At 74.8% G+C, this 20,169-nt stretch carries 17 protein-coding genes and 1 pseudogene; 6 read left to right on the top strand and 12 right to left on the bottom strand.

Annotated features, from left to right (window positions below; genetic code table 11):
* Positions 1-18 precede the first annotated feature (18 nt).
* From AB0M76_RS42065 to AB0M76_RS42055, 3 genes are all read right to left on the bottom strand, one after another.
* Positions 19-372 (bottom strand): transcriptional regulator, encoded by a 354-nt coding sequence (locus AB0M76_RS42065; protein ID WP_365958056.1) that lies wholly within the window; start codon positions 370-372, stop codon positions 19-21.
* An 88-nt stretch (positions 373-460) separates the two neighbouring features.
* The gene (locus tag AB0M76_RS42060; RefSeq protein ID WP_365958055.1) at positions 461-1,594 is read right to left on the bottom strand and encodes an NADH:flavin oxidoreductase/NADH oxidase; all 1,134 of its coding nucleotides are present in this window, start codon (positions 1,592-1,594) and stop codon (positions 461-463) included.
* An 80-nt stretch (positions 1,595-1,674) separates the two neighbouring features.
* On the bottom strand, positions 1,675-3,039 hold the full coding sequence (locus tag AB0M76_RS42055; RefSeq protein WP_365958054.1) for a wax ester/triacylglycerol synthase family O-acyltransferase: 1,365 nt from the start codon (positions 3,037-3,039) through the stop codon (positions 1,675-1,677).
* A 214-nt stretch (positions 3,040-3,253) separates the two neighbouring features.
* On the opposite strand from AB0M76_RS42055, the gene AB0M76_RS42050 reads away from it, so the two are divergent.
* From AB0M76_RS42050 to AB0M76_RS42040, 3 genes are all read left to right on the top strand, one after another.
* The gene (locus tag AB0M76_RS42050) at positions 3,254-4,345 is read left to right on the top strand and encodes an exo-alpha-sialidase (RefSeq protein WP_365958053.1); all 1,092 of its coding nucleotides are present in this window, start codon (positions 3,254-3,256) and stop codon (positions 4,343-4,345) included.
* A gap of 23 nt (positions 4,346-4,368) precedes the next feature.
* Entirely contained in the window at positions 4,369-5,055 is a 687-nt protein-coding gene (locus AB0M76_RS42045) for a uracil-DNA glycosylase (protein ID WP_365958052.1), read from the top strand.
* A 109-nt stretch (positions 5,056-5,164) separates the two neighbouring features.
* On the top strand, positions 5,165-6,085 hold the full coding sequence (locus AB0M76_RS42040) for a hypothetical protein (protein WP_266669616.1): 921 nt from the start codon (positions 5,165-5,167) through the stop codon (positions 6,083-6,085).
* A gap of 90 nt (positions 6,086-6,175) precedes the next feature.
* On the opposite strand, the gene AB0M76_RS42035 is transcribed toward AB0M76_RS42040, so the two are convergent.
* The 6 genes from AB0M76_RS42035 to AB0M76_RS42010 form a co-directional block, all read right to left on the bottom strand.
* Positions 6,176-7,261, bottom strand: a complete 1,086-nt coding sequence (locus AB0M76_RS42035; RefSeq protein WP_365958051.1) for a lactonase family protein — start codon at positions 7,259-7,261, stop codon at positions 6,176-6,178.
* A 58-nt stretch (positions 7,262-7,319) separates the two neighbouring features.
* Positions 7,320-8,456, bottom strand: coding sequence for a nitric oxide synthase oxygenase (locus AB0M76_RS42030; RefSeq protein ID WP_365958050.1), 1,137 nt, complete (start codon positions 8,454-8,456; stop codon positions 7,320-7,322).
* A 256-nt stretch (positions 8,457-8,712) separates the two neighbouring features.
* Positions 8,713-10,206, bottom strand: coding sequence for an FUSC family protein (locus tag AB0M76_RS42025; RefSeq protein WP_365958057.1), 1,494 nt, complete (start codon positions 10,204-10,206; stop codon positions 8,713-8,715).
* Positions 10,207-10,479: 273 nt separating this feature from the next.
* Positions 10,480-11,136 (bottom strand): class I SAM-dependent methyltransferase, encoded by a 657-nt coding sequence (locus tag AB0M76_RS42020; RefSeq protein WP_365958049.1) that lies wholly within the window; start codon positions 11,134-11,136, stop codon positions 10,480-10,482.
* Positions 11,137-11,244: 108 nt separating this feature from the next.
* Entirely contained in the window at positions 11,245-13,413 is a 2,169-nt protein-coding gene (locus AB0M76_RS42015; RefSeq protein ID WP_365958048.1) for an FUSC family protein, read from the bottom strand.
* Positions 13,414-13,476: 63 nt separating this feature from the next.
* The gene (locus tag AB0M76_RS42010; protein WP_365958047.1) at positions 13,477-14,070 is read right to left on the bottom strand and encodes a histidine phosphatase family protein; all 594 of its coding nucleotides are present in this window, start codon (positions 14,068-14,070) and stop codon (positions 13,477-13,479) included.
* A gap of 131 nt (positions 14,071-14,201) precedes the next feature.
* On the opposite strand from AB0M76_RS42010, the gene AB0M76_RS42005 reads away from it, so the two are divergent.
* Positions 14,202-14,780 carry a sigma-70 family RNA polymerase sigma factor gene (locus AB0M76_RS42005; protein ID WP_365958046.1) on the top strand — a complete coding sequence of 193 codons (579 nt, stop codon included), beginning with the start codon at positions 14,202-14,204 and terminating at the stop codon, positions 14,778-14,780.
* Here the strand turns inward: AB0M76_RS42005 and AB0M76_RS42000 are convergent.
* The 3 genes from AB0M76_RS42000 to AB0M76_RS41990 are packed head-to-tail and all read right to left on the bottom strand — an operon-like array spanning position 14,707 to position 18,822.
* A complete protein-coding gene (locus AB0M76_RS42000; protein WP_365958045.1) occupies positions 14,707-15,729 on the bottom strand; it encodes a MerR family transcriptional regulator in 1,023 nt (340 codons plus the stop codon). The genes AB0M76_RS42005 and AB0M76_RS42000 overlap by 74 nt on opposite strands.
* A 31-nt stretch (positions 15,730-15,760) precedes the next feature.
* Entirely contained in the window at positions 15,761-17,137 is a 1,377-nt protein-coding gene (locus AB0M76_RS41995; RefSeq protein ID WP_365958044.1) for a deoxyribodipyrimidine photo-lyase, read from the bottom strand.
* A complete protein-coding gene (locus AB0M76_RS41990) occupies positions 17,134-18,822 on the bottom strand; it encodes an SDR family oxidoreductase (protein ID WP_365958043.1) in 1,689 nt (562 codons plus the stop codon). The genes AB0M76_RS41995 and AB0M76_RS41990 overlap by 4 nt, the downstream gene beginning before the upstream one ends.
* A gap of 121 nt (positions 18,823-18,943) precedes the next feature.
* Here AB0M76_RS41990 and AB0M76_RS41985 point away from each other — a divergent pair, with 121 nt between their 5' ends.
* Both AB0M76_RS41985 and AB0M76_RS41980 read left to right on the top strand, forming a co-directional pair.
* Positions 18,944-19,423, top strand: coding sequence for an Lrp/AsnC family transcriptional regulator (locus AB0M76_RS41985; RefSeq protein WP_266631695.1), 480 nt, complete (start codon positions 18,944-18,946; stop codon positions 19,421-19,423).
* A 46-nt stretch (positions 19,424-19,469) separates the two neighbouring features.
* Positions 19,470-20,169 (top strand): annotated as a pseudogene (locus tag AB0M76_RS41980) (HAD-IA family hydrolase); the annotation flags it as partial.

Below are 20,169 nucleotides of genomic sequence, written 5' to 3'. Positions count from 1 at the left end.
CCCGCGCTTAGCCCACGCTTAGGGGGTGTCCGCCCGGCGTGCCTCCTCCGCGGCGGCCGCGGTGAGCACGCTGTCGAGCAGCCCCGGGAACAGGCCCTCCAGCTCCGCACGGCGCAGGCCGTTCATCTTCGCCGTCCCGCGGTAGGCCTGGCGGATCACACCGGCCTCCCGCAGGACGCGGAAGTGGTGCGTGGTCGTCGACTTGGTGACCGGGAGGACGAAGTACGAGCACGCCAGCTCGTCCGGCGTGACCGCGAGGTCCCGCACGATCGACAGCCGCATCGGGTCCGACAGCGCGTGCAGCACCGCCTCGAGCCGGATCTCCGCAGGCTCGGGATGGGCGAGCGTACGGGTGGTGGCCGCATCCGTCACGTCTGCTGCTCCGTTCGCCCCCGCTCCGGTGTGTTGTACGAGGAACACCGTAGTACACCGACCGACCGCACCGCCCGGCCGAGTTGCCCTACCAGGCGCGGTGGTACGGCGCGGGCACCCGGACCCCGGCGCCGAGTTCGGCGGCCGCGCGGCGGGCCCAGTACGGGTCGCGCAGCAGCTCGCGGCCCAGCAGGACCGCGTCCGCCTGCCCGTCGGCCAGGATCTCCCCGGCCTGCTCCGGCTCGGTGATCAGCCCGACGGCGGCCACCGGGAGGCCTGTCCGGGCCTTGACCTCGGCCGCGAACGGCACCTGGTAGCCCGGGCCCACAGGGATGCTCGCCTTCGGGGCCATCCCGCCGGTGGACACGTCCAGCAGGTCCACCCCGTGCGCCTGGAGCAGTCCGGCCAGCCGGACCGTGTCCTCGGGGGTCCAGCCGGACTCTTCCAGCCAGTCGGTGGCGGAGACCCGGAAGAACAGCGGCAGCTCCTCGGGCCACACCGCCCGTACGGCGTCGACGACTTCGAGGGCGAAGCGGGCCCGGTTCTCGAAGGAGCCGCCGTACGCATCGGTGCGCCGGTTGCTCTCGCCGGAGAGGAACTGGCCGATGAGGTAGCCGTGGGCACCGTGGATCTCGACGACCTCGTAGCCGGCGGCCAGCGCACGGCGCGCGGCGGCCGCGAACTGGCCGGTGATCTCGTGGATCTCGGCGGTCGTCAGCTCGTGCGGCACCGGGTCGCCCTCGGCGAACGGCGCCGGGCTCGGGGCGCTCGGCAGCCAGCCGTCGGCCTCGGGTCCGACGTAGCCGCCGCCCTCCCAGGGGCGGCCGGTCGAGGCCTTGCGTCCGGCATGGGCGATCTGGATGCCGGGGACTGCGCCCTGGGCCTTGATGAACGAGGTGATCGGGCGCAGCGCCTCGACCTGGGTGTCGTTCCAGATGCCGAGGTCGTACGGGGAGATCCGGCCCTCCGGGGAGACGGCCGTGGCCTCCTGGAGGATCAGGCCTGCGCCGCCCACCGCGCGGGCGGCGTAGTGCGCGACGTGCCATGCGTGGGCCACGCCCGCCGCCAGGCCGGAGGCCTCGGCGACGTGCTGGCACATCGGCGCCATCCACACCCGGTTCGGGACGGTGACCGAGCGCAGGGTGAGGGGTGCGAAGAGGGCGGCGAAGGCGGCGGGAACGCCGGCGGCAGGGGTCGCGGGGGCGAGCGGGGCAGCACTCATGAAGGGCTCTCCGGATGTGGCCGGGCGCGCCGACGATCGTCGGCTTGTACGAGAGTCACCGTACTACGAAACTTCTCGTACTACGAGATCTCTCGTACAAGCTCGTCGAGCTCGGCGTGCAGCGCCTCGGCGAGGGCGGCCAGGTCCGGCACCGCCGCCGCATCGGCGACCAGGCCGTAGTGGACCGTGCCCTTGTACGTGGAGACCGCGACCGCCAGTGAGTGGCCGCGGGCGAGCGGGGCGAGCGGATAGACCTCCCGGACCCGGCTGCCGCCGAGGGAGAAGGTGAAACTGGGCAGCGGGACGCTGGTGACCAGGATGTCGAAGAGCAGCCGGGCCGCCTGCGCGACCAGCGGGCCGCCGAGCCGGTGGCCGAGCGGGTGGACGTGGTCGGCCAGCAGCGCGACGGCCCCGGCGCCGCGGGCGGGTCCGGCCTCCTTGTTGCGGTCCATGCCGATCCGCACCCGGTGCAGGCGCAGCAGCGGGTCCGGCTCGGCGAGGGGCAGCCGGAGCAGGTAGCCGGAGAGCCGGTTGCCGTACTGCGCGCCGCCCGGCCGGCGACGGGAGACCGGTATCAGGGCGCGCGGCCCGGGACCCTCCGGCTCGGGGTCGCCGCGACCCACCAGCCAGCGCCGCAGCGCACCCGCGACCATGGCGATGAGGACGTCGTTGACGGTGCCTCCGGCGACCTTCCGGATGCGATTGACATCGTCGAGGTCGAGCGCGAGGCCCGCGACCGCGCGGGTGCCGGTCTGTGCCGGGACGGCGGTCAGGGCGGCCGGGACGCCGAGGCGCAGTCCGGCGCGGGCGACGGACGCGCCGATCTCCAGGGCCTGGCCGACGTCCTGGACCCGGGCGGCCAGGACCCCGGGAAGGCTGCGCAGGGCGGAGCCGCCGGGCTGCGGTACGGGGGCCGGCCGCGCGGGACCCCGTACGGGCGGGCCCTCGTCGAAGAGCATGGCCGCCAGCGCGAGGGCGCCGAGCCCGTCGGCGAGGGCGTGGTGGAACTTGAAGAGCACCGCGAAGGAGCCCGGGTCCGGCCCGGCCAGGACGTGCGCCTCCCAGGGCGGCCGGCTCCGGTCCAGCGGCCGCGCCATGAGGGGCCCGGCGGCGGCCTGCGGGTCGCCGGTGCGGACGAGGAACACGTGCCGGGCCGGATCGAAGTCCGCGTCGGGCGACCAGGCTGCCGCGCCGATCGGCAGCAGCACGTCGTGGATGCGGCGGCGCAGGCCGGGGACGGCGGCGCAGCGGTCGGTGAGCAGTGCGGCGGCGCGGACCGCGGCGTCGGGGCCGGCGTGACCGGGGCCGGGGCCTGGGCCGGAACCAGGACCGGGGTCCTGCGGGGCGGCTTCGAAGACCGCGAGGGCGCCGAGGTGCATCGGGTGGGCGGCGGATTCGATCCGCCAGAAGGCGAGGTCGAGCGGTGAAAGGTGCTCGGTGACCACGTAGTGCCTCTCGTGCGGTGGCAGAGGTGGAAGTCAACCCCTTTCGGCCTCCTACGATCAAGTAGCCACCCTTTGGATACGCCTGTTGATCGATGGCGACCGGCTGGTCAGCGCAGCGGAGCGGCTGCCCGGCCCCTGTCGGCGGGCGGGTGCAGACTGGCCGGAAAGAAGTTCAGCACGACGACCGTGACGGCGAAGTCCGGAGGTGTCGACCATGTCCGAGGTGCTCCTGCTCGCGGGGACCCGCAAGGGCCTCTTCATCGGCCGCAGGCGCGGCGGCGGCCCCTGGGAGCTCGACGGGCCCCATTTCAACGCCCAGGCCGTCTACGCCGTCGCGGTCGACCGGCGAGGGCCGGTACCCCGGCTGCTCGTCGGCGGGGACAGCTCGCACTGGGGGCCGTCCGTGTTCAGCTCCGACGACCTGGGGGCGAGCTGGCAGGAGCCCGCGGAGCCCGCCGTGAAGTTCCCGAAGGACACCGGTGCCTCGCTGGAGCGGGTCTGGCAGCTGCATCCGGCCGGCCCCGAGGCGCCGGACGTGGTCTACGCGGGGACGGAGCCGGCCGCCCTGTTCCGCTCGACGGACCGCGGGAAGTCCTTCGAGCTGGTCCGCCCGCTGTGGGAGCACCCGAGCCGGGGGAGCTGGGTGCCGGGCGGCGGCGGCGAGGGCCTGCACACGGTGCTGACGGACCCGGCCGACCCCGACGCGGTGACGGTGGCGGTCTCCACCGCCGGGGTGTTCCGCACCCTGGACGGCGGCGCCGCATGGGCCCCGTCGAACGAGGGGGTCTCGGCGGTGTTCCTGCCGGATCCGCATCCGGAGTTCGGCCAGTGCGTGCACAAGATCGCTCAGGACGCCGGGAACCGGAAGCGGCTGTACCTGCAGAACCACTGGGGCGTCTACCGCAGCGACGACGCCGGGGCCCGGTGGACCGACATCGGCGGCGGCCTGCCCTCCGACTTCGGCTTCGCGGTGGCCGCGCACCCGCACCGGCCGGACACCGCGTACGTCTTCCCGCTCAACGCCGACTCCGACCGGGTCCCGGCGGAGCACCGGTGCCGGGTCTTCCGTACCCAGGACGCGGGCGCCGGATGGGAGCCGCTCACGCACGGGCTGCCGGCCGGGGACCACTACGGGACGGTGCTGCGGGACGCCCTGTGCACGGACGACGCGGATCCGGCGGGGGTCTACTTCGGCAACCGCAACGGCGAGCTCTACGCCAGCCACGACGACGGGGACAGCTGGCAGCTGTTGGCCGAGCACCTGCCCGATGTCCTGTGTGTACGTGCGGCGGTGCTGGCTCACTGAATCGGCCAGTAGAGTGACTCACTGTGGCAGCACGACCGTTGAACGAGATCGTCGAGCCGGGCTGGGCCCGGGCTCTGGAGCCGGTGGCGGCGCAGATCGCCGTGATGGGCGACTTCCTGCGCGCCGAGGTCGCGGCGGGGAGGACGTACCTGCCGGCCGGGGCGAACGTACTGCGCGCCTTCCAGCAGCCCTTCGACGAGGTGAAGGTGCTGATCGTCGGCCAGGACCCGTACCCCACCCCGGGGCACGCGATGGGCCTGTCGTTCTCGGTCGCGCCCGACGTCAGCCCGTGGCCGCCCAGCCTGGACAACATCTTCCGCGAGCTGTACGCGGACCTCGGGGTGCCCCGGCCGGCGAACGGGGACCTGACCCCGTGGACCCGGCAGGGGGTGCTGCTGCTGAACCGCGCGCTGACCACCGCCCCGCGCAAGACCGGGGGCCATCGCGGCAAGGGCTGGGAGGCCGTCACCGAGCAGGCAATCCGGGCGCTGGCCGCGCGCGGGAAGCCCCTCGTGTCGGTGCTGTGGGGCCGGGACGCCCGCAATCTGCGGCCGCTGCTCGGCGAGTTGCCGGCCGTGGAGTCCGTCCACCCCTCCCCCATGTCCGCGGCGAACGGGTTCTTCGGTTCCAGGCCGTTCAGCCGGACCAACGACCTGCTGGTCCGTCAGGGAGCACAGCCGGTGGACTGGCGACTCCCCTCCGCCAGTTGATCATTCCGTTGAACGGTATACGACATTCAACGGATAAATACGGACAGAAGCCGCCCGATAAGGCCCTGCCCGAACACTCGGTTCCGATAAGCCAGTAGCATGCGGCGCCATGAGCTCCCCCACTGGGCCCGCAAATGGCCTGCCCGTACGAATGCCGCGACCCCGCCCTGCCGGACGGCACCGCCGACCCGAGCCCGCGGTGGCGCCCGAGGGCGCGCCCGCGCTGGTGCTCGCCGTGCCCGGTGCCCCTTCGGCCGCCTCGCGGGGGCTGGCGGAAGAGATCATCAGCATCGGCCGCTCCGAGCTGCCGGGCCTGGACGCCCGCATCGGCTTCCTCGAGGGCGATGACGCCGAAGGCTCCGAGTTCCCGGCCCTCGCCGCCGTGCTGACCGCTGTCGCGGCCGAGCGCGTCGCGCGCGCGGAGTTCGCCCGCGCCGCCGGCCACGAGGTGCCCGCGCCGACCGGCCCGGACGCCGTGGTCGTGCCGCTGCTGGCCGGCCCCGACGCCGACCTGCTGCGCCGGATGCGCCAAGCCGTCATGGACTCCTCGGCCGCCGCCGAGCTGGCCGAGGTGCTCGGCCCGCACCCGCTGCTCGCCGAGGGCCTGCACGTACGGCTCTCCGAGGCGGGCCTGGCCCGCGCCGACCGCGCCCGGCTGTTCACCGTCACCACCGCCGCCGACGGCATCATCGTGGCCACCACCGGCGGCGCGGAGGCCGTCCAGGTCGCCGGGGTCACCGGCATGCTGCTGGCCGCCCGCCTCGCGGTGCCCGTCAAGGCCGCCGCGCTCGACCAGGAGGGTTCGGTGGCCGCGGTCGCCGAGCAGCTGCGCAGCGAGGGCTCCACGCAGCTCGCCCTGGCCCCGTACCTGATCGGCCCGGAGGCTGCCGAGGGGCTGCTGGACACGGCCTGCAAGGAGGCCGACTGCGCGGCCGCCGAGGTGCTCGGCGCCTACTCGGCGCTCGGCAAGCTCGTCGTCACCCAGTACTCCGCGGCACTCGGCCTCTCCCAGGGTGCCGCCGCCCACTGATCCTTCCCAGGACCGCTCGCACGAGGGCCCGCGCCCCGGGATTCTTCCCCGGGGCGCGGGCCCTCGGCCGTGCGCACGCGCGCGGCCGTGTCAGCCGAAGACCACGCAGGTGGCGGCAGGCACCGCCACCGAGCCGGCCCGGCGCGGCTGCCCGGTCAGCGGGTCGACGTCGAACCAGGTGACGTCCCCGGAGCGCTCGTTGGCCGCGTACAGCCGACGCCCCGAGGGATCGGCGGCGAGGTCCCGCGGCCAGCTGCCGCCGCAGTCCACGCTGCCCGTGAGCCGCGGTTTCCCGGCCCCGCCGCCGAGCGAGAGCGTGGCGATGGCGTCGGCGCCGCGGACGGCGGCCCATACGAACCGGCCGTCGGGTGAGGCCACCACGGCCGAGGGATAGGCCCGTACGCCCCCTGGAGCGCCCGCAGAGGCGACCGGAACCTCGTCGACCGGTTCCAGTTGCCCGGAGCCCGGATTCCAGCGGCAGACGGTCAGCTGCGGCTCCAGCTCGTGCAGGACGTAGACCACCTCGCCGTCCGGGTGGAAGACGAGGTGGCGCGGGCCCGTCCCGGCGCGCAGCGCGGTCTCGCCGTGCAGGCGCAGCGCCCCGGTGGCCGGGTCCGGCGCGCAGACCCGGACCGAATCGGTGCCGAGGTCCACGCTGAGCACCCAGCGGCCGCTCGGATCGGGCAGCACCTGGTGGGCGTGCGGCCGCTCCTGGCGGCTCGCGTCGGGGCCGGAGCCCTGGTGGGCGAGGACCGAGGCGGGTCCGGACGGGGCGCCGTCCGCGGCGAGCGGGAGGCTGCTCACGCTGCCGGAGGTGTAGTTGGCGGTCAGCAGCCGGCGCCCCGCCACGCTGAGGTGGGTCGGTCCGGAGCCGCCGACGCGGACGGCGGGGCCGAGGGCGGCGAGGCCCTCGGGGGTGGGCCGGAAGGCGGCGGCCGCACCCTGCTCGGTCTCGCTCACGGCGTAGAGCACGCGGGTGGCCCGGTCGACGGCGAGGTACGAGGGGTCCGCGACGGCATCGGTGGCGCAGAGCAGGGTCAGTGCGCCGGTCGCCGGGTCCACGGCCGCGGTGGCGATGCCGCGGCCGCCTCCCGAGGTGAACGAGCCGATGTGGACCCGGTGTCCGCCGCTCCGGGCGCTTTCGTACGTGCCCTCCGTACCGTCCGCGTCGCCCACGGGATGCCCCTCTCCACGTTCCGGATCGATCCGTGCGGAGCCGACGGTAACAGAAGGTCTAGACCAGATCCCGTCCTTGGGCGCGTTCCTGCGCGCCGGGGTGGTGCACGTATGCCGTCGAGCTCGGCCGGTCGTCGTACGTGCGGTGGAAGACCGGGGTCGCTGAGCCCGAGATCGGCGGCACGATCCAGGACCAGTCGGCGCCCACCTCGCGCCCCTTGCTCTCCTCGCGCTCTATGTGGCTGAGGAAGCGCCGCGACTCGGTGTGGTGGTCCGCGATGGTGACCCCGGCCCGGTCGAAGGAGTGCAGCACGGCCCGGTTCAGCTCGACGAGCGCACGGTCCTTCCAGAGCGAGCGGTCGCTGGAGGTGTCCAGGCCCAGGCGCCGGGCGACGGCGGGGAGGAGGTTGTACCGGTCGGTGTCCGCGAGGTTGCGGGCGCCGATCTCGGTTCCCATGTACCAACCGTTGAAGGGCGCGGCCGGGTAGTGGATGCCGCCGATCTCCAGGCACATGTTGGAGATGGCGGGTACGGCGTGCCAGCGCAGCCCCCAGTCGGCCCAGCCCGCGTCGTCGGGGTGCTCGATCGGGACCTCCAGCACGGCGTCCGCGGGGGTGTCGAACCAGCGCGGCTTGTCGTCGACGCCCTGGACCACCAGCGGCAGCAGGTCGAAGGGGGTGCCGGCGCCCCCGGCCCAGCCGAGGCCGAGCAGCGCACTGGTGAGGGGCGCGTTGCGGGCATCGCCCACGGTGACGGAGTGGTGGTCGCCGTAGCCGGCGTACCGGACGAGCTGCTCGCTCCAGATCAGCGGGCCGGGGCGGTCCGGGGTGTCCGGGGCGAAGACGGTGATGGTGGGTCTGACCCGGCCCCCGTTGGTCGCGTCGCGCAGGTGCTCGAAGCACTCGGCGGCGATGTCGTCGGCGGCGGTGAGCTCGCGGCGGTCGCGCACGCGCAGCGAGTTCCAATACAGCCTGCCTATGCAGCGGTTACTGTTGCGCCAGGCGACACGGGCCCCGTGGACGAGCTCCTGCGGGGTGTGCCGGTAGCTGCCGGTGTCCGCGAGCTCGGCCCGCACGGCTGCGAGACGGGCCCGCGGATCACCCGCCTGCGGGTTCTCCCGGTGGAAGAGTCGGATGAACTCCTCGGCTGCTTCCCACACTTGGGCTGTGGTCGAGCGCTGTTGAAGTATTTCCATCCCGGGCGGTTACCCCCTGTCCGACCAGATCCACCCTGTACGTGCCGGATGAATGTGCAATCAACAATCACCCGTTGTACATGCCGCAGGTCAGCGGCATACCGCACGTGTGTCCGGAACACTCCACCGAGTGATCTTCGGGCCATTGCCCTGCGGAGCAGGGCCGACAGGGCGTAGGATCCGCCGTCATCAGGTCTCTGACCTCGGGAATCATGCGGGCCCGGCCCTACGGCGGCCGGGCCGTCCTGCGGCCGGATCAGGCGCTGATGACGAGGGGCGAGCGCGGGTCGGTGCGCAGCGGGGCGTGGAGGGCCACGAGGGCGTGCTCCAGGCCGTGCAGGTGCGCGAGGGCCGGTTCCGCGGCGGCGGGCCGGGGTTGGCTGGGAACGGCGGGTTCCGCCGTGGTCCGCGGGGTGGTCAGCGCCTCCACGGCCGCCTCCACCCGCCAGCAGGCCGCGGCCAGTCGGGCGTCGTGCGAGGCCTGCGGATCAGCGGCGACGGCCACCAGCCCGCGCACCTCCCGGGCGCAGTCGTCGAGCAGCCCGAGGACCTGCCGGGCCCGGGCCTTGCGGGCGCGCAGCGGGCTGAGCGGGTGGACGAGGGGCGCGAGGGCCATCCGTACGCGGCCCAGCAGCAGTTCAAGTTCGGCCGCGTACGGGGCGGGGTCGGCGTCGGGGTCCCCGGCGAGGCGGTCGAGGGAGGCCGCGGTGGAGGCCCGTACGCAGTGCAGGGCGCGCTGGATCCAGGCGTCGTTGGCGCCGTGGGTGGTCACCGGGAGGACGAGCACCACGGCGAGGGCGGCGCCCAGCGCGCCGATCGCGGTCTCCTGGAAGCGCAGGACCAGCAGTCCGGGGTGCAGGACGCCGAGGAGTCCGTAGAGCAGCCCGGCCATGACGGTGACGAAGAACATCATCCAGGAGTACGAGGGGGCCGCGGTGTAGAAGATCCCGAAGACGCATACGGCGACCAGTGCGGCGGTGGGCGCGGGCGCGCCGTGCAGCGGTACGGCGATCAGCAGCCCGGCGGCGATGCCGACGACCGTGCCGAGGACCCGGCGGAAGCCGCGGACGAGCGTCTCTCCCCGGGAGGCGGTGTTGACGAAGATCCACCAGGCGGTGCCGACGGCCCAGTACCAGCGGTCGTCGGAGAGCGCCTGGCCGATGCCGAGCGCGAAGGCGCAGGCCGCGGTGGCCTGGAAGGCCTGCCGCGTGGTCGGCCGGGCCAGGCCGGTGCCGGGCAGGCCGGGCGGGGCGGCGGGCGGCGGGGTGCGCCGCTCGATGGGCCACAGCAGGAACCGCACCGCGCCGGCGGAGAGCAGCGCCAGTCCGACGGCGGCGTACAGCTCGGGCAGCTGGCCGGGGACGGCGTGCAGGAACTGGGTGACGAAGAACATCATGAAGCCGAAGATCCCGAGGGCGTGCCCGCGCGGCCCCCAGCGGCGGGCGTAGACCCCGGCGAACACGACGGCAAGGAAGGCGGCATCGCGGGCAAGCGGCACCCCGTGCAGGGTGGTGGCCAGCGCGAGGACGGGGAAACCGGCGACGGGGAGCAGGGCGCTGGTCACGCGCTGGGCCCGCACGGTCGGGTCGAGCACGGTGAACAGGGTGAGCAGGGCCGCGAGTCCCCCGGTGATGGAGGCGGTGAGGGAGAGGCCGCACAGCTCGGCCACCACGACGGCAAGCCCGACGCCCAGCACGGCCCGCAGCGAGTTCCTTAGTCGCAGGCGCCCCGGATCCGGAGCCACGAACATTCTCTTCACGGCGGTGTGCCGCCCCCCTCGAGATGGTGCGCGCCGGCCCGGCAGCCGCCCGGGGTGGTGGGCGGCAGGCGGGCACGACGAAGGCACCGCGCTCCGGACCGGCCTCGTTGCCGCCCGGCGCTGCGCGGCGCCGTAAGTACATGGATAGAGCACAGATAAGCATCCGAGGGCCCACTGGCTCAACACGGCACCGGATCACTGGGCCATTGGTCCAGTGCCGAGGCCTTTGGTTCGGCCACCCTCGGCCAACGGACCAGCACTCGCTCAGGCGGGGCGGCGGGCGTAGCAGAAGAGGTGCTCCTCGGGCTCGACCGCCTCGGCGGCTCCGGCGGCTCCGGCGTGCCCGGCCTCGGGCCGGAACAGCGCGGTGTGGTGCTCCAGCACCTCCAGCCCGGCTGCGCCCAGCAGCCGCAGGTGCTCCGCCGTGGACAGGCTGCTGACGGTGACCTCGTGCCCCATCCACACGATGTCGAGACCGCTGATGTCGCCCGGCACGGTGGCCAGCACGAAGTACCCGCCGGGCGCCACCCACGAAGCCATCCGCTCCAGCGCCGCGGCCACCTCCTGCTGGGACATCACCAGCAGCGGGAAGAAGGAGCACACCGCGTCGAAGCCGCCTACCGCGGCCGCGTACGTCCGGACGTCGGCCTGCTCGAACCGGGCCTGCGGCACCCGGGAGCGCGCGAGGCCGACCATGTGCGCCGAGACGTCGATGCCGGTCACCGTGCAGCCCGCCCGCGTGAGCGCCTCGGCGGTCGGGCGGCCCGTACCGCTGCCCACGTCCAGCACGCGGGCGCCGGGGGCGAGCCGGCCGGTGAGCCAGTCCAGTGCGGCGAGCTGCCCGGGAACCCGCCCGAACACCTCCTCGTACCGTGCGCCGACCTCGTCGAACACCTCCGCCGCGGACTTGCCACCATTCATCGGCGCCCCTCGCCCTCATCCTCGGTTCGCGCTTCCGCCGCCCGTTCGGTCCCGGACGCCGTGGGGTTTCTGCCCGGGCGCACGGCCGGGAAACGGCGGACCCGGGGATCACACCGGGCCGGCGGGTGCCGCCGCGGCGCGGCCCGACTCGATGGTCCGGAGGTCCGCCGTCAGCGAGTCGAGCCAGGCCGTCGTGGCGAAGTAGACGGGCCCCGCGTCGGGCGGCGCCGCCTCGGCGGACACGGGCGTGGCCGGCGCACCGGACCCCGCGGCCCCGGGACCGCCCGGCGTGCCGGTCCCGCCCGAACGGGTCCTGTCACGGTTCTTGTGCGGGACGTCGACCACCACCGCCGCCCGGCGCAGTCCGGCCGCCACGCGGGCGGCGTAGCCCCCGAGCTGCGCCGCCTCGCTGCGCGCCAGCGGCGTCCCGTCCACGCTGCCCAGGACCCGCCCGGCGCCCCAGAGCACGTGGTGCCCGGTCATCACCGTCGCCTGCCAGTCCGGGCCCGGCCCGGCCGGGCGCTGCGTCTCGCTCTGGTACTGGGCGTACGCCGACTCGGCCATGACCAGTGTGATCCGGACCCGGTGCTCCGAGCTGTCCGGGGCCTGCGCGAGCCCCCGGGGCGCCGTGGCGACGGCTGTGGTCGACTCGACGTCGTCGGCGCAGGCGCGCAGCAGTCCGGCCACCGCCCGGCCGAGTTCGTCGTGGGCCCCGCGCGGCCAGGCCAGGATCCCGCACACGATTCCGATCGCGCTGCCGATGGTCACATCGAGGAAGCGGACCTCGGCCAGCTGCCAGGTGACCGCGGACAGCTGGGCGAAGACGACGGCGACGACCAGCGTGAAGAGCGCCTGCGCCCAGCCCACGCCCCGCACGGGCCCGATGGTGAACGTGAACAGCATCAGCGGCGGGAGCACGACCGCGTAGATGGTGGTGTCCTCGCGGGCCAGGGCGAGCACCGTACCGGCGGCGAGCGCGCCCAGGGAGGTGCCGATCAGCGCGGTGCGCACGGTTCCGCGGGTCTGCACGGCGGTGGTCCGGGTGAGGCTGATGACCGCGAGCATCGCCCAGAAACCGTGCGGGAGGGAGTCGAGTCCGGCCACGGTACGGGCCACCGCGAGGGCCAGCGCGATCCGTACGGCGTTCTGGAAGTGCACGGACCGCGGCCCGGTGTGTGCGGCGATCCGGTGCCACCACAGCTGCACCGTGTTCTGCCGGACGTACCAGAACCGGTCCGCCGCGTCCCCCTCCGGGTGCGCGCCGCGCCCCTCCACGGCGATCTCCGCCGCCGTGCGCAGCGCCACCGCGGCGTCCGCGACCTCCAGCAGAGCAGCCTGCCGGCGGCGGGACTCGGGCAGCTCGGCGGGGGTGCGCGAGTTCCGGGCGCGCAGACGGAGCAGTTCCGTCGAGTCCGCGACGGGCCGCCGTCCGTCGCGCAGCAGTGTGGAGCTTCCGGTCGCCGATTCGCGGACCGCGCCCAGCAGGTCGAGTCCGGCCTGTTTCGGCTCCCGACCGGCCGGCGGTGGAGGCAGGTTGCGGAGCCGGGAGAGCAGGGTGCGTGCGGCCAGCCCGGTGTGGGCCAGCGCCCGCTCGCGCAGGCCCGGCCCGGCGGGGCGTTCCGCCTCCGGGACCCGGGAGGACCGCAGCGCCTCGGCGGCCGCCCGGGCCCGTTCGGAAGCGGAATCGGTCAGGACGTAGGGCGGCCGCTCCAGGGCGGCGGCGCAGCGGGCCGCCTCGGCCGTGGAGCCCGCGGCCCGCTCGGCGTACGTCGCCACCCGCGGGTCGGGCAGCACCCACGCCTCGGCCAGGATCAGCAGCAGGAGGCCGGCGAGGGCGCCGCCGAGCCGCTCGTCGAGGGTGTGCGGGGCGTACGGCGGGAAGCTCGGCAGGATGTACAGCAGTTGCAGCCCGGCCGCGGCGCCCGCCGGCCGGGGTCCGGCCGCCGCCGAGAAGGCCACGCAGAAGCCGATGACGGCCATGCCGAGGACGGCGCTCCAGGTCCGGACGGCGAGGAAGGTACCCAGGGTCACCAGGACACAGGCCACCGGAAGCAGCCTGACCATCACAGCGGCCCGCTGCCGTCCCGTGCCCGGGATCCGGGAGAGGCCGGCCAGGGAGACGGCGCCGAAGAGGGCGTAGGTGGCGCTGACGGGCTGGCCGAGTCCGTATAGGAACACGTAAAAGCCGGTGCAGGCGGCGAGCGTGGTCCGGACGGCCCGGCGTGCGGCCGCCGGCAGGGCGCCGGTGCCCGTACGGAGTTCCCCAAGGGCTCGCACGGTTTCAGAATCCCACGGGATGCGGCGGGGCTCTCGGCGGGGACGTCCGCGGGCCCCCGGACCTCAGGGGTGGGTGTTCCAGCCCGCGATCACCGGGAGGCCGTGTTCGGTCGACAGGACGCTGACCGTGCCGGTGCGCAGCAGGAAGAGCCGGCCGTCCTGCGGGGGCAGGCCCAGGTAGCGGGCGGTCAGAACGCGCAGGAAGTGGCCGTGGGCGACGATCACGGCATCGCCGCGGTCCTCGGCGAGGACCGCGGCGGCCCGGGTCAGGGCGCGGTCCGCGCGGGCGCCGACCTGGGCGGCGTCCTCGCCGGGGTGTGCGGCGTCGCCGGGAGGGACGCCGTCGGTCCACAGGGACCAGTGCGGCCGGGTCCGCTGGATCTCGGCCGTGGTGATGCCCTCGTAGCCGCCGTAGTCCCATTCGTACAGGTCGGGGTCGGTGACACCGCCGCTCAGTCCGGCGAGCTCGGCCGTGGCGACGGCCCGGCGCAGCGGGCTGGTCAGCACCAGCTCGAAGTGCCGGTCGCGGAAGGAGGGGGCCAGCGAGATGGCCTCCTCTACGCCGGCGGCGGTCAGGGGTACATCGGTCCGCCCGGTGTGCCGCCCCGTGGCGCTCCATTCCGTCTCGCCGTGCCTCACCAGCAGCAGGTCGCTCATTCTTCGGACCATAAGCCCTGCGGCATGTCGGCGCCGGGGGATCCGGCCGGCATGTCACCGGCCACCCGTCCAGATCGATGCGCAAACGCTGCGAGTGGCCCGCCCGGGTGCGGGGTGGCGAGGCTCGGGCCATGGACGAAACGGCGGATCGGGCGGCGGGTCTCGCGGCGGGTTTTGCAGCCGGCGACGAGCGCTGCATGGAGGCGGTCTACCGGCGCTGGCGGCCGCTGGTCCACTCTCTCGCCCACCGGTGCCTCGCCGACGAGCGGGAGGCCGAGGACGTCACGCAGCAGGTGTTCCTCGCCGCCTGGCACGGCCGCCGCCGCTACCGGCCCGGGCCCGGCGGGTTCGGGGCCTGGATCACCGGCATCACCCGCCACAAGGTGGCCGACGCCCTGGAGGCACGGACCCGGCGGGCCCGGGCGATCGCGGCCGCCGCCCGCGCCGCCCCCGGTGCGGCCGGCCGTCCCGGCAGCCTGCCGCGGCAGGAGTCGGAGCAGGTCCTGGACCGGCTGCTGGTCCTCGGGGAGCTGGCCAGGCTGCCGTCCGAGCAGCAGCGGGTGCTGCGCCTCGCCTTCTACGCGGACCTGACGCAGACGCAGATCGCGGACCGCACCGGGCTGCCGCTGGGCACCGTCAAGAGCCATATGCGAAGGGCTCTGCACCAGCTGCGCCGGTCACTGCCCGCGGCGGCGCTAGCGACTCGATGACCGCGAGGCCCGAGCGCAGCCCGTACAGCCGCTCGGTGCGCGGGGCTTGCGCGTCCGGGCTCCAGCCGGGTCCGGCGAGCAGCAGCGCCGGGCGGCTGCGGGCACCGCGCAGGCCCCACTCGATGCCGGCCACCGACCGGGCCAGGGCCGGGTCGGCGGTCGTACGGGACTGCGCCCACAGGACGACGGCCCGCGAGCCGGTGCGCCGCACGGCGTCGTGCAGGGCTTCGGCGGGCAGGGCGGCCCCGAACATCCGGGCGGGCAGACCCCGTTGGCCGAGGACCGCGGTCAGGGCCTCGATGGGCAGGCTGTGCTGCTCCCCGGGGACGCAGGCGAGGAGTACGGGCGGGGTCCGGGGCGGCTCGGGCGCGGGCCGGATCCGGTGCAGCGCCGAGGAGATCTGCCAGGACAGGAGGTGTTCGACCTCCACGTAACGCTCCCCGGCGGTGGCCCATTTGCGGCCCACGGCGTGCAGGGTCGGCGCGATGACCTCCTCCCAGGCGGTGACCAGGCCGTGCTCGGCCAGGGCCGCCTCCAGCAGCTCCGCCACGGTCGGCGCGTCCAGGCGTACGGCGGCCCGCGAGAGCCCCCGGCACTCCGGGCGGACCGCCCCGAGCGGGAGGGCGCCCGTCCCGCCGGGGGTCGGCGCCGGTGCCGCGGCCCCGGCACGGTGCTCGCCGGCGGCAACGCCGAGGGCTGCCCGGGCCGCTTCGGCCGGCGGTACCCCGTCGGCGGTGAGCCGGCACATCAGCTCCAGCCGGGCGATGTCCGCCGGGGTCCAGCGGCGGTGCCGGCCGGCCTCGCGGCGGGCCGGGCCGATCGCGTACCGGCGCTCCCAGGAGCGCAGCGTGGTCGGCGAGACCCCGAGGAGGCGGGCGACCGCGCCGGTGCTCAGCGCGGCGGCGGGCCGGGGCCGGGGCTGCGGTGGTGTCTGGGGCACGCGGTCCACCCGCTCACGATAGGGCTCCGGGGCCGGGCGCTCACGCGGCTCCGCGTCCGCGCCGGAACCGGTCGAGCCCGTCGGCGAGTTCCACGATCCGGTCCGGGTAGGCGTAGCGGGCCCGCTCCGGCGCTGGCAGCCGCCAGGGCTCGTGCACCTGCGGGGCGTCCAGCCCGGCGAGCTCCGGCACCCAGCGGTGGACGTAGCGGGCCGCCGGGTCGTGACGCAGGCCCTGGCGGACCGGGTTGAGGACCCGGTTGGGGCGGGTGTCGGTGCCCGTCCCGGCCGCCCACTGCCAGTTGAGCTGGTTGTTGGCGAGGTCCCCGTCCACGAGGAGGTCCAGGAAGTACCGGGCCCCGATCCGCCAGTCCACGTACAGGGTCTTGGTGAGGAAGCTGGCGGTGAGCAGCCGGCCCCGGTTGTGCATCCAGCCCTCGTGGCGAAGCTGACGCATGGCCGCGTCGACGACCGGGTAGCCGGTGCGGCCCTCCTTCCAGGCCTCGGTCTCCTCCTCGGCGGCGGCCCCGGTGCGCCAGTGGTCCCGGCGGTCGCGGTAGTCCCGTACGGCGGTCTCGGGGCGGGCGGCGAGCACCTGGTGGTGGAAGTCGCGCCAGCAGATCTGCCGGACGAAGGCCTCGGCGCCGGGGCCGACGGCGGCGGCGCGGGCACGGTGGACGGCCTCGGCGGGCGAGAGGGTGCCGAAGTGGAGGTGCGGGGAGAGCCGGGAGGTGGCGTCGCCGGCCAGGTCGTCGTGGGCGTCCTCGTAGCGGGAGAGGCCCGCGCGCAGCCAGCGCCTGAGGAGGTCGCGGGCCGCGCGCTCGCCGCCGCGGGCGAGGCCCGGGGAGACGCCGGTGACAGCCGCGCGCCGGGGCAGCGGGTCGGAGCCGATGCCGTCGGGCACGCGGACGGAGCGCGGGGCGGGGGCAATGGTGCGGGGCGGCAGTTCGGTCCAGCGGCGGAAGTACGGGGTGAAGACGGCGAAGTGGTCGGAGCCGGCGGGGAGCACGGCCCCGGGGGCGGCGGCCGTGATGACCGCATCGTGCACGTAGAGCCGGACGCCCTCGGCTTCGAGGGCGGCGCGGAGCCGTTCCTCGCGGGCGTGGGCGTAGCCGCTGACCCCGGCCGCCATGTGGACCTCGTCGGCGTCGCACTCGTGGACGAGGGCGCAGACCTCGGCGACGGCGTCGCCGGAGCGCAGCACGAGTCGGCCGCCGCGCTCGCGCAGTCCGGCGTCCAGGTCGGCCAGGCAGTCGGCGAGGAAGGCGAGCCGGTTGGGAGCGGCGAAGCCGGCCGCGTCTACGGCCCGGTCGCGGACGAAGAGCGGCACCACCCGGTCGCAGGAGGAGAGGGCCGCGCGCAGCGGCGGATGGTCGTGCAGGCGCAGATCGGAGGTGTACAGGACCACCGCGACGTTCATGGGTTCTCTCGCTCCGCGTCGGGGCCGGGGGGACGGCTGTCGTCCGGTACTTCGGCGGACGGGGGCCGGTCGGATGCGGATGCGGTGTCCCGGGATGCCGTGTCCGTGGATGCGGTGTCCGTGCGTGCGCGGTCCCGGGTCGCGGCGGCCTGGGTCGCGGCGGCCTCTTCGTCCAGGCGGCGCGCGGCGCGGGCGATGTTGCGGGCCATGCCACCGAAGACGACGGCATGGAAGGGCGACACGCTCCACCAGTAGAGGTGACCGAGCAGCCCGTGCGGATGGAACAGGGCCCGCTGCCGGTAGCGGGCGCCCCGGACCGCACCGCCCTGGTCCCGGTCCGGCGGTGAGGCGGTCGCGTCCGCGTACATCTCGAGCCAGGCCAGCCCCGGCAGCCGCATCTCCGCGCGCAGCCGCAGCAGCCGTCCCGGTTCGATCTCCTCCACCCGCCAGAAGTCCAGGGAGTCCCCCACCCGCAGCCGGGCCGCGTCGCGCCGGCCGCGCCGGATGCCGACCCCGCCGACGAGCCGGTCCAGCCAGCCCCGGACGGCCCAGGCCAGCGGGAACGAGTACCAGCCGTTCTCGCCGCCGATGCCCTCCACCACCCGCCACAATGCGGCGGGCGAGGCGTCGACCGCGCGTTCGCGCCGGTCGGTGTAGAGGCTGCCTCCCGCCCAGTCGGGGTCGGTGGGAAGCGGGTCGCTGGGCGCACCGGGCAGGGAGGCGGAGGACCAGCGGGTGGTCACGTTCGCCTCGCGCACCCGCTGCAGGGCCAGGGACACGGCCCGGTCGAAGCCGATCGGGGCGCCGGGCAGGTCGGGGACGTACCGCGCGATGTCGTGTTCCGCGCACACGACCTCGTGGCGCAGGGATTCGGCGAGCGGCCGGGCCAGCGCCCGGGGCACGGGCGTGACCAGGCCGATCCAGTGGCTGGACAGCCGTGGGGTCAGCATCGGCACGCGCAGGATGAGCCGGTGGGGCAGGGCGGCGACGGCGGCATAGCGGCGCATCATCTCCTCGTACGTGAGCACGTCGGGGCCGCCGATGTCGAAGGCGCGGCTCACCTCGGGCGGCATGGCGGCACTGCCGACGAGGTAGCGCAGTACGTCGCGGACGGCGACGGGCTGGACACGGGTGCCGACCCAGCTGGGGGTGACCATGACGGGGAGCCGTTCGGTCAGGTAGCGCAGCATTTCGAAGGAGGCCGAGCCGGAGCCGATGATGACGGCGGCGCGCAGGACAGTGCCCGGCACCCCGGAGCCGAGGAGGATCTCACCCACCTCGGCGCGGGAGCGCAGGTGCGGGGACAGGTCACCGACCGGGATCCCCGCCGGGGTGAGCCCGCCGAGGTAGACGATGCGCCGGACGCCGGCCGCACGGGCCTGTTCGGCGAAGACGCGGGCAGCGGTGCGGTCGCGGTCCTCGAATCCGGATCCGGCGCCGAGGGCGTGGACGAGGTAGTAGGCGACGTCGATGCCGTGCAGGGCCGCTGCGACGGACTCGGGGTCGGCGACATCGCCGCGGACGACCTCGGTGCGCCCGGCCCACGGGTGGTCGCGCAGCTTCTCGGGGGACCGGGCCAGGCACCGGACGCGGTGTCCGGCGTCCAGGAGCTCGGGCACCAGGCGGCCTCCGATGTAGCCGGTGGCTCCGGTGACCAGGCAGTGCAGACCGGTGGTGGCCTTCATCGTTCTCTCCTCTCCTCGGACGTGTCCGCCCGGCAGTCCCGTAAGGGATTCCGGCGGACCGGCGCCTGCGGATGCACCGCGACGGGAAGGCGCCGCACTGGGCCATTGGTACAGTCCTGTCATGGCGGTGGACGAGCTCGACACCCGGATCCTGCGCCTGCTGATCGAGCAGCCGCGCACCAGCGTCCGCGAGTACGCCCGGCTCCTCGGGGTCGCGCGCGGCACCCTGCAGGCCCGGCTGGACCGGCTGGAGCGCACCGGGGTGATCACCGGGACCGGTCCCGTGCTCTCCCCCGCGGCGCTCGGGCATCCCGTGCTGGCCTTCGTGCACATCGAGGTCACGCAGGGGCACCTGGACGAGGTAGGCGATGCGCTGGCCGCCGTACCCGAGATCATCGAGGCCTTTTCGATCACCGGCGGCGGGGATCTGCTGACCCGGGTGGCGGCCCGGGACAACGCGCACCTGGAGGACGTGATCCAGCAGCTGATCCGGCTCCCTGGTGTGGTCCGCACCCGTACGGAGGTGGCGCTGCGCGAGCGCGTCGCGCACCGGCTGCTGCCGCTGGTGGAGTCCGTGGGACGGGCAGCCCGCAAACCCTGACAGGATGGCCGGGACAGGTAAATGACCGGCAAGACGGGCAGAGCGGATGATTTCCGTCATATTCGATCTCGACGGCACCCTCGTGGACAGTGAGCCGAACTACGTACGAGTCCGGGCGGCGCACCCTGGCCCGGCACGGCGTCCCCGATTTCACCTGGGAGCAGCACTCCCGCTTCATCGGCATCGGCACCCTGGAGACGCTGGAGACGCTGGAGATCCTCAAGGACCGGTACGGGATCCGGGCCCCGGTGGAACCGCTGCCGGCCGAGCAGAACGCCGCCTACCTGGAGCCGGCCCGGACCGGGACCGAGGTCTTCCCCGAGATGCGGAAGTTCGTGGAGCGGCTGTCCGCGGAGGGTGTCCCGATGGCGGTGGCCTCCGGGTCCTCGCGCGAGGCGATCGACGCCGTGCTGGCCGGGACGGGCCTGGACGCGCTGCTGACCACGGCGGTCTCCGCCGAGGAGGTGGCGCACGGTAAGCCCGCTCCCGACGTGTTCCTCGAGGCGGCCCGCCGCCTCGGCGCGGATCCCGCCGACTGCGTGGTGCTCGAGGACGCGGCGCCGGGCGCGCAGGCCGCCCACGCGGCCGGCATGGACTGCGTGGCCGTCCCGTACGTGACCGCCACCGCCGACGACCCGGCCTTCGCGACGGCCGGCCTCCTCTTCCGCTCCGGTCAGGCGGAGTTCCACGCGGACAAGGCCCGCACCTGGCTCTCGACCGCCGTCGCCCCACCGCCTAAGCGACGC

Origin of the sequence: Streptomyces sp. NPDC051364 (genome assembly GCF_040682115.1) — a bacterium.
Classification (GTDB): domain Bacteria; phylum Actinomycetota; class Actinomycetes; order Streptomycetales; family Streptomycetaceae; genus Streptomyces.
This window is presented reverse-complemented; position numbering and strand designations above follow the sequence as displayed.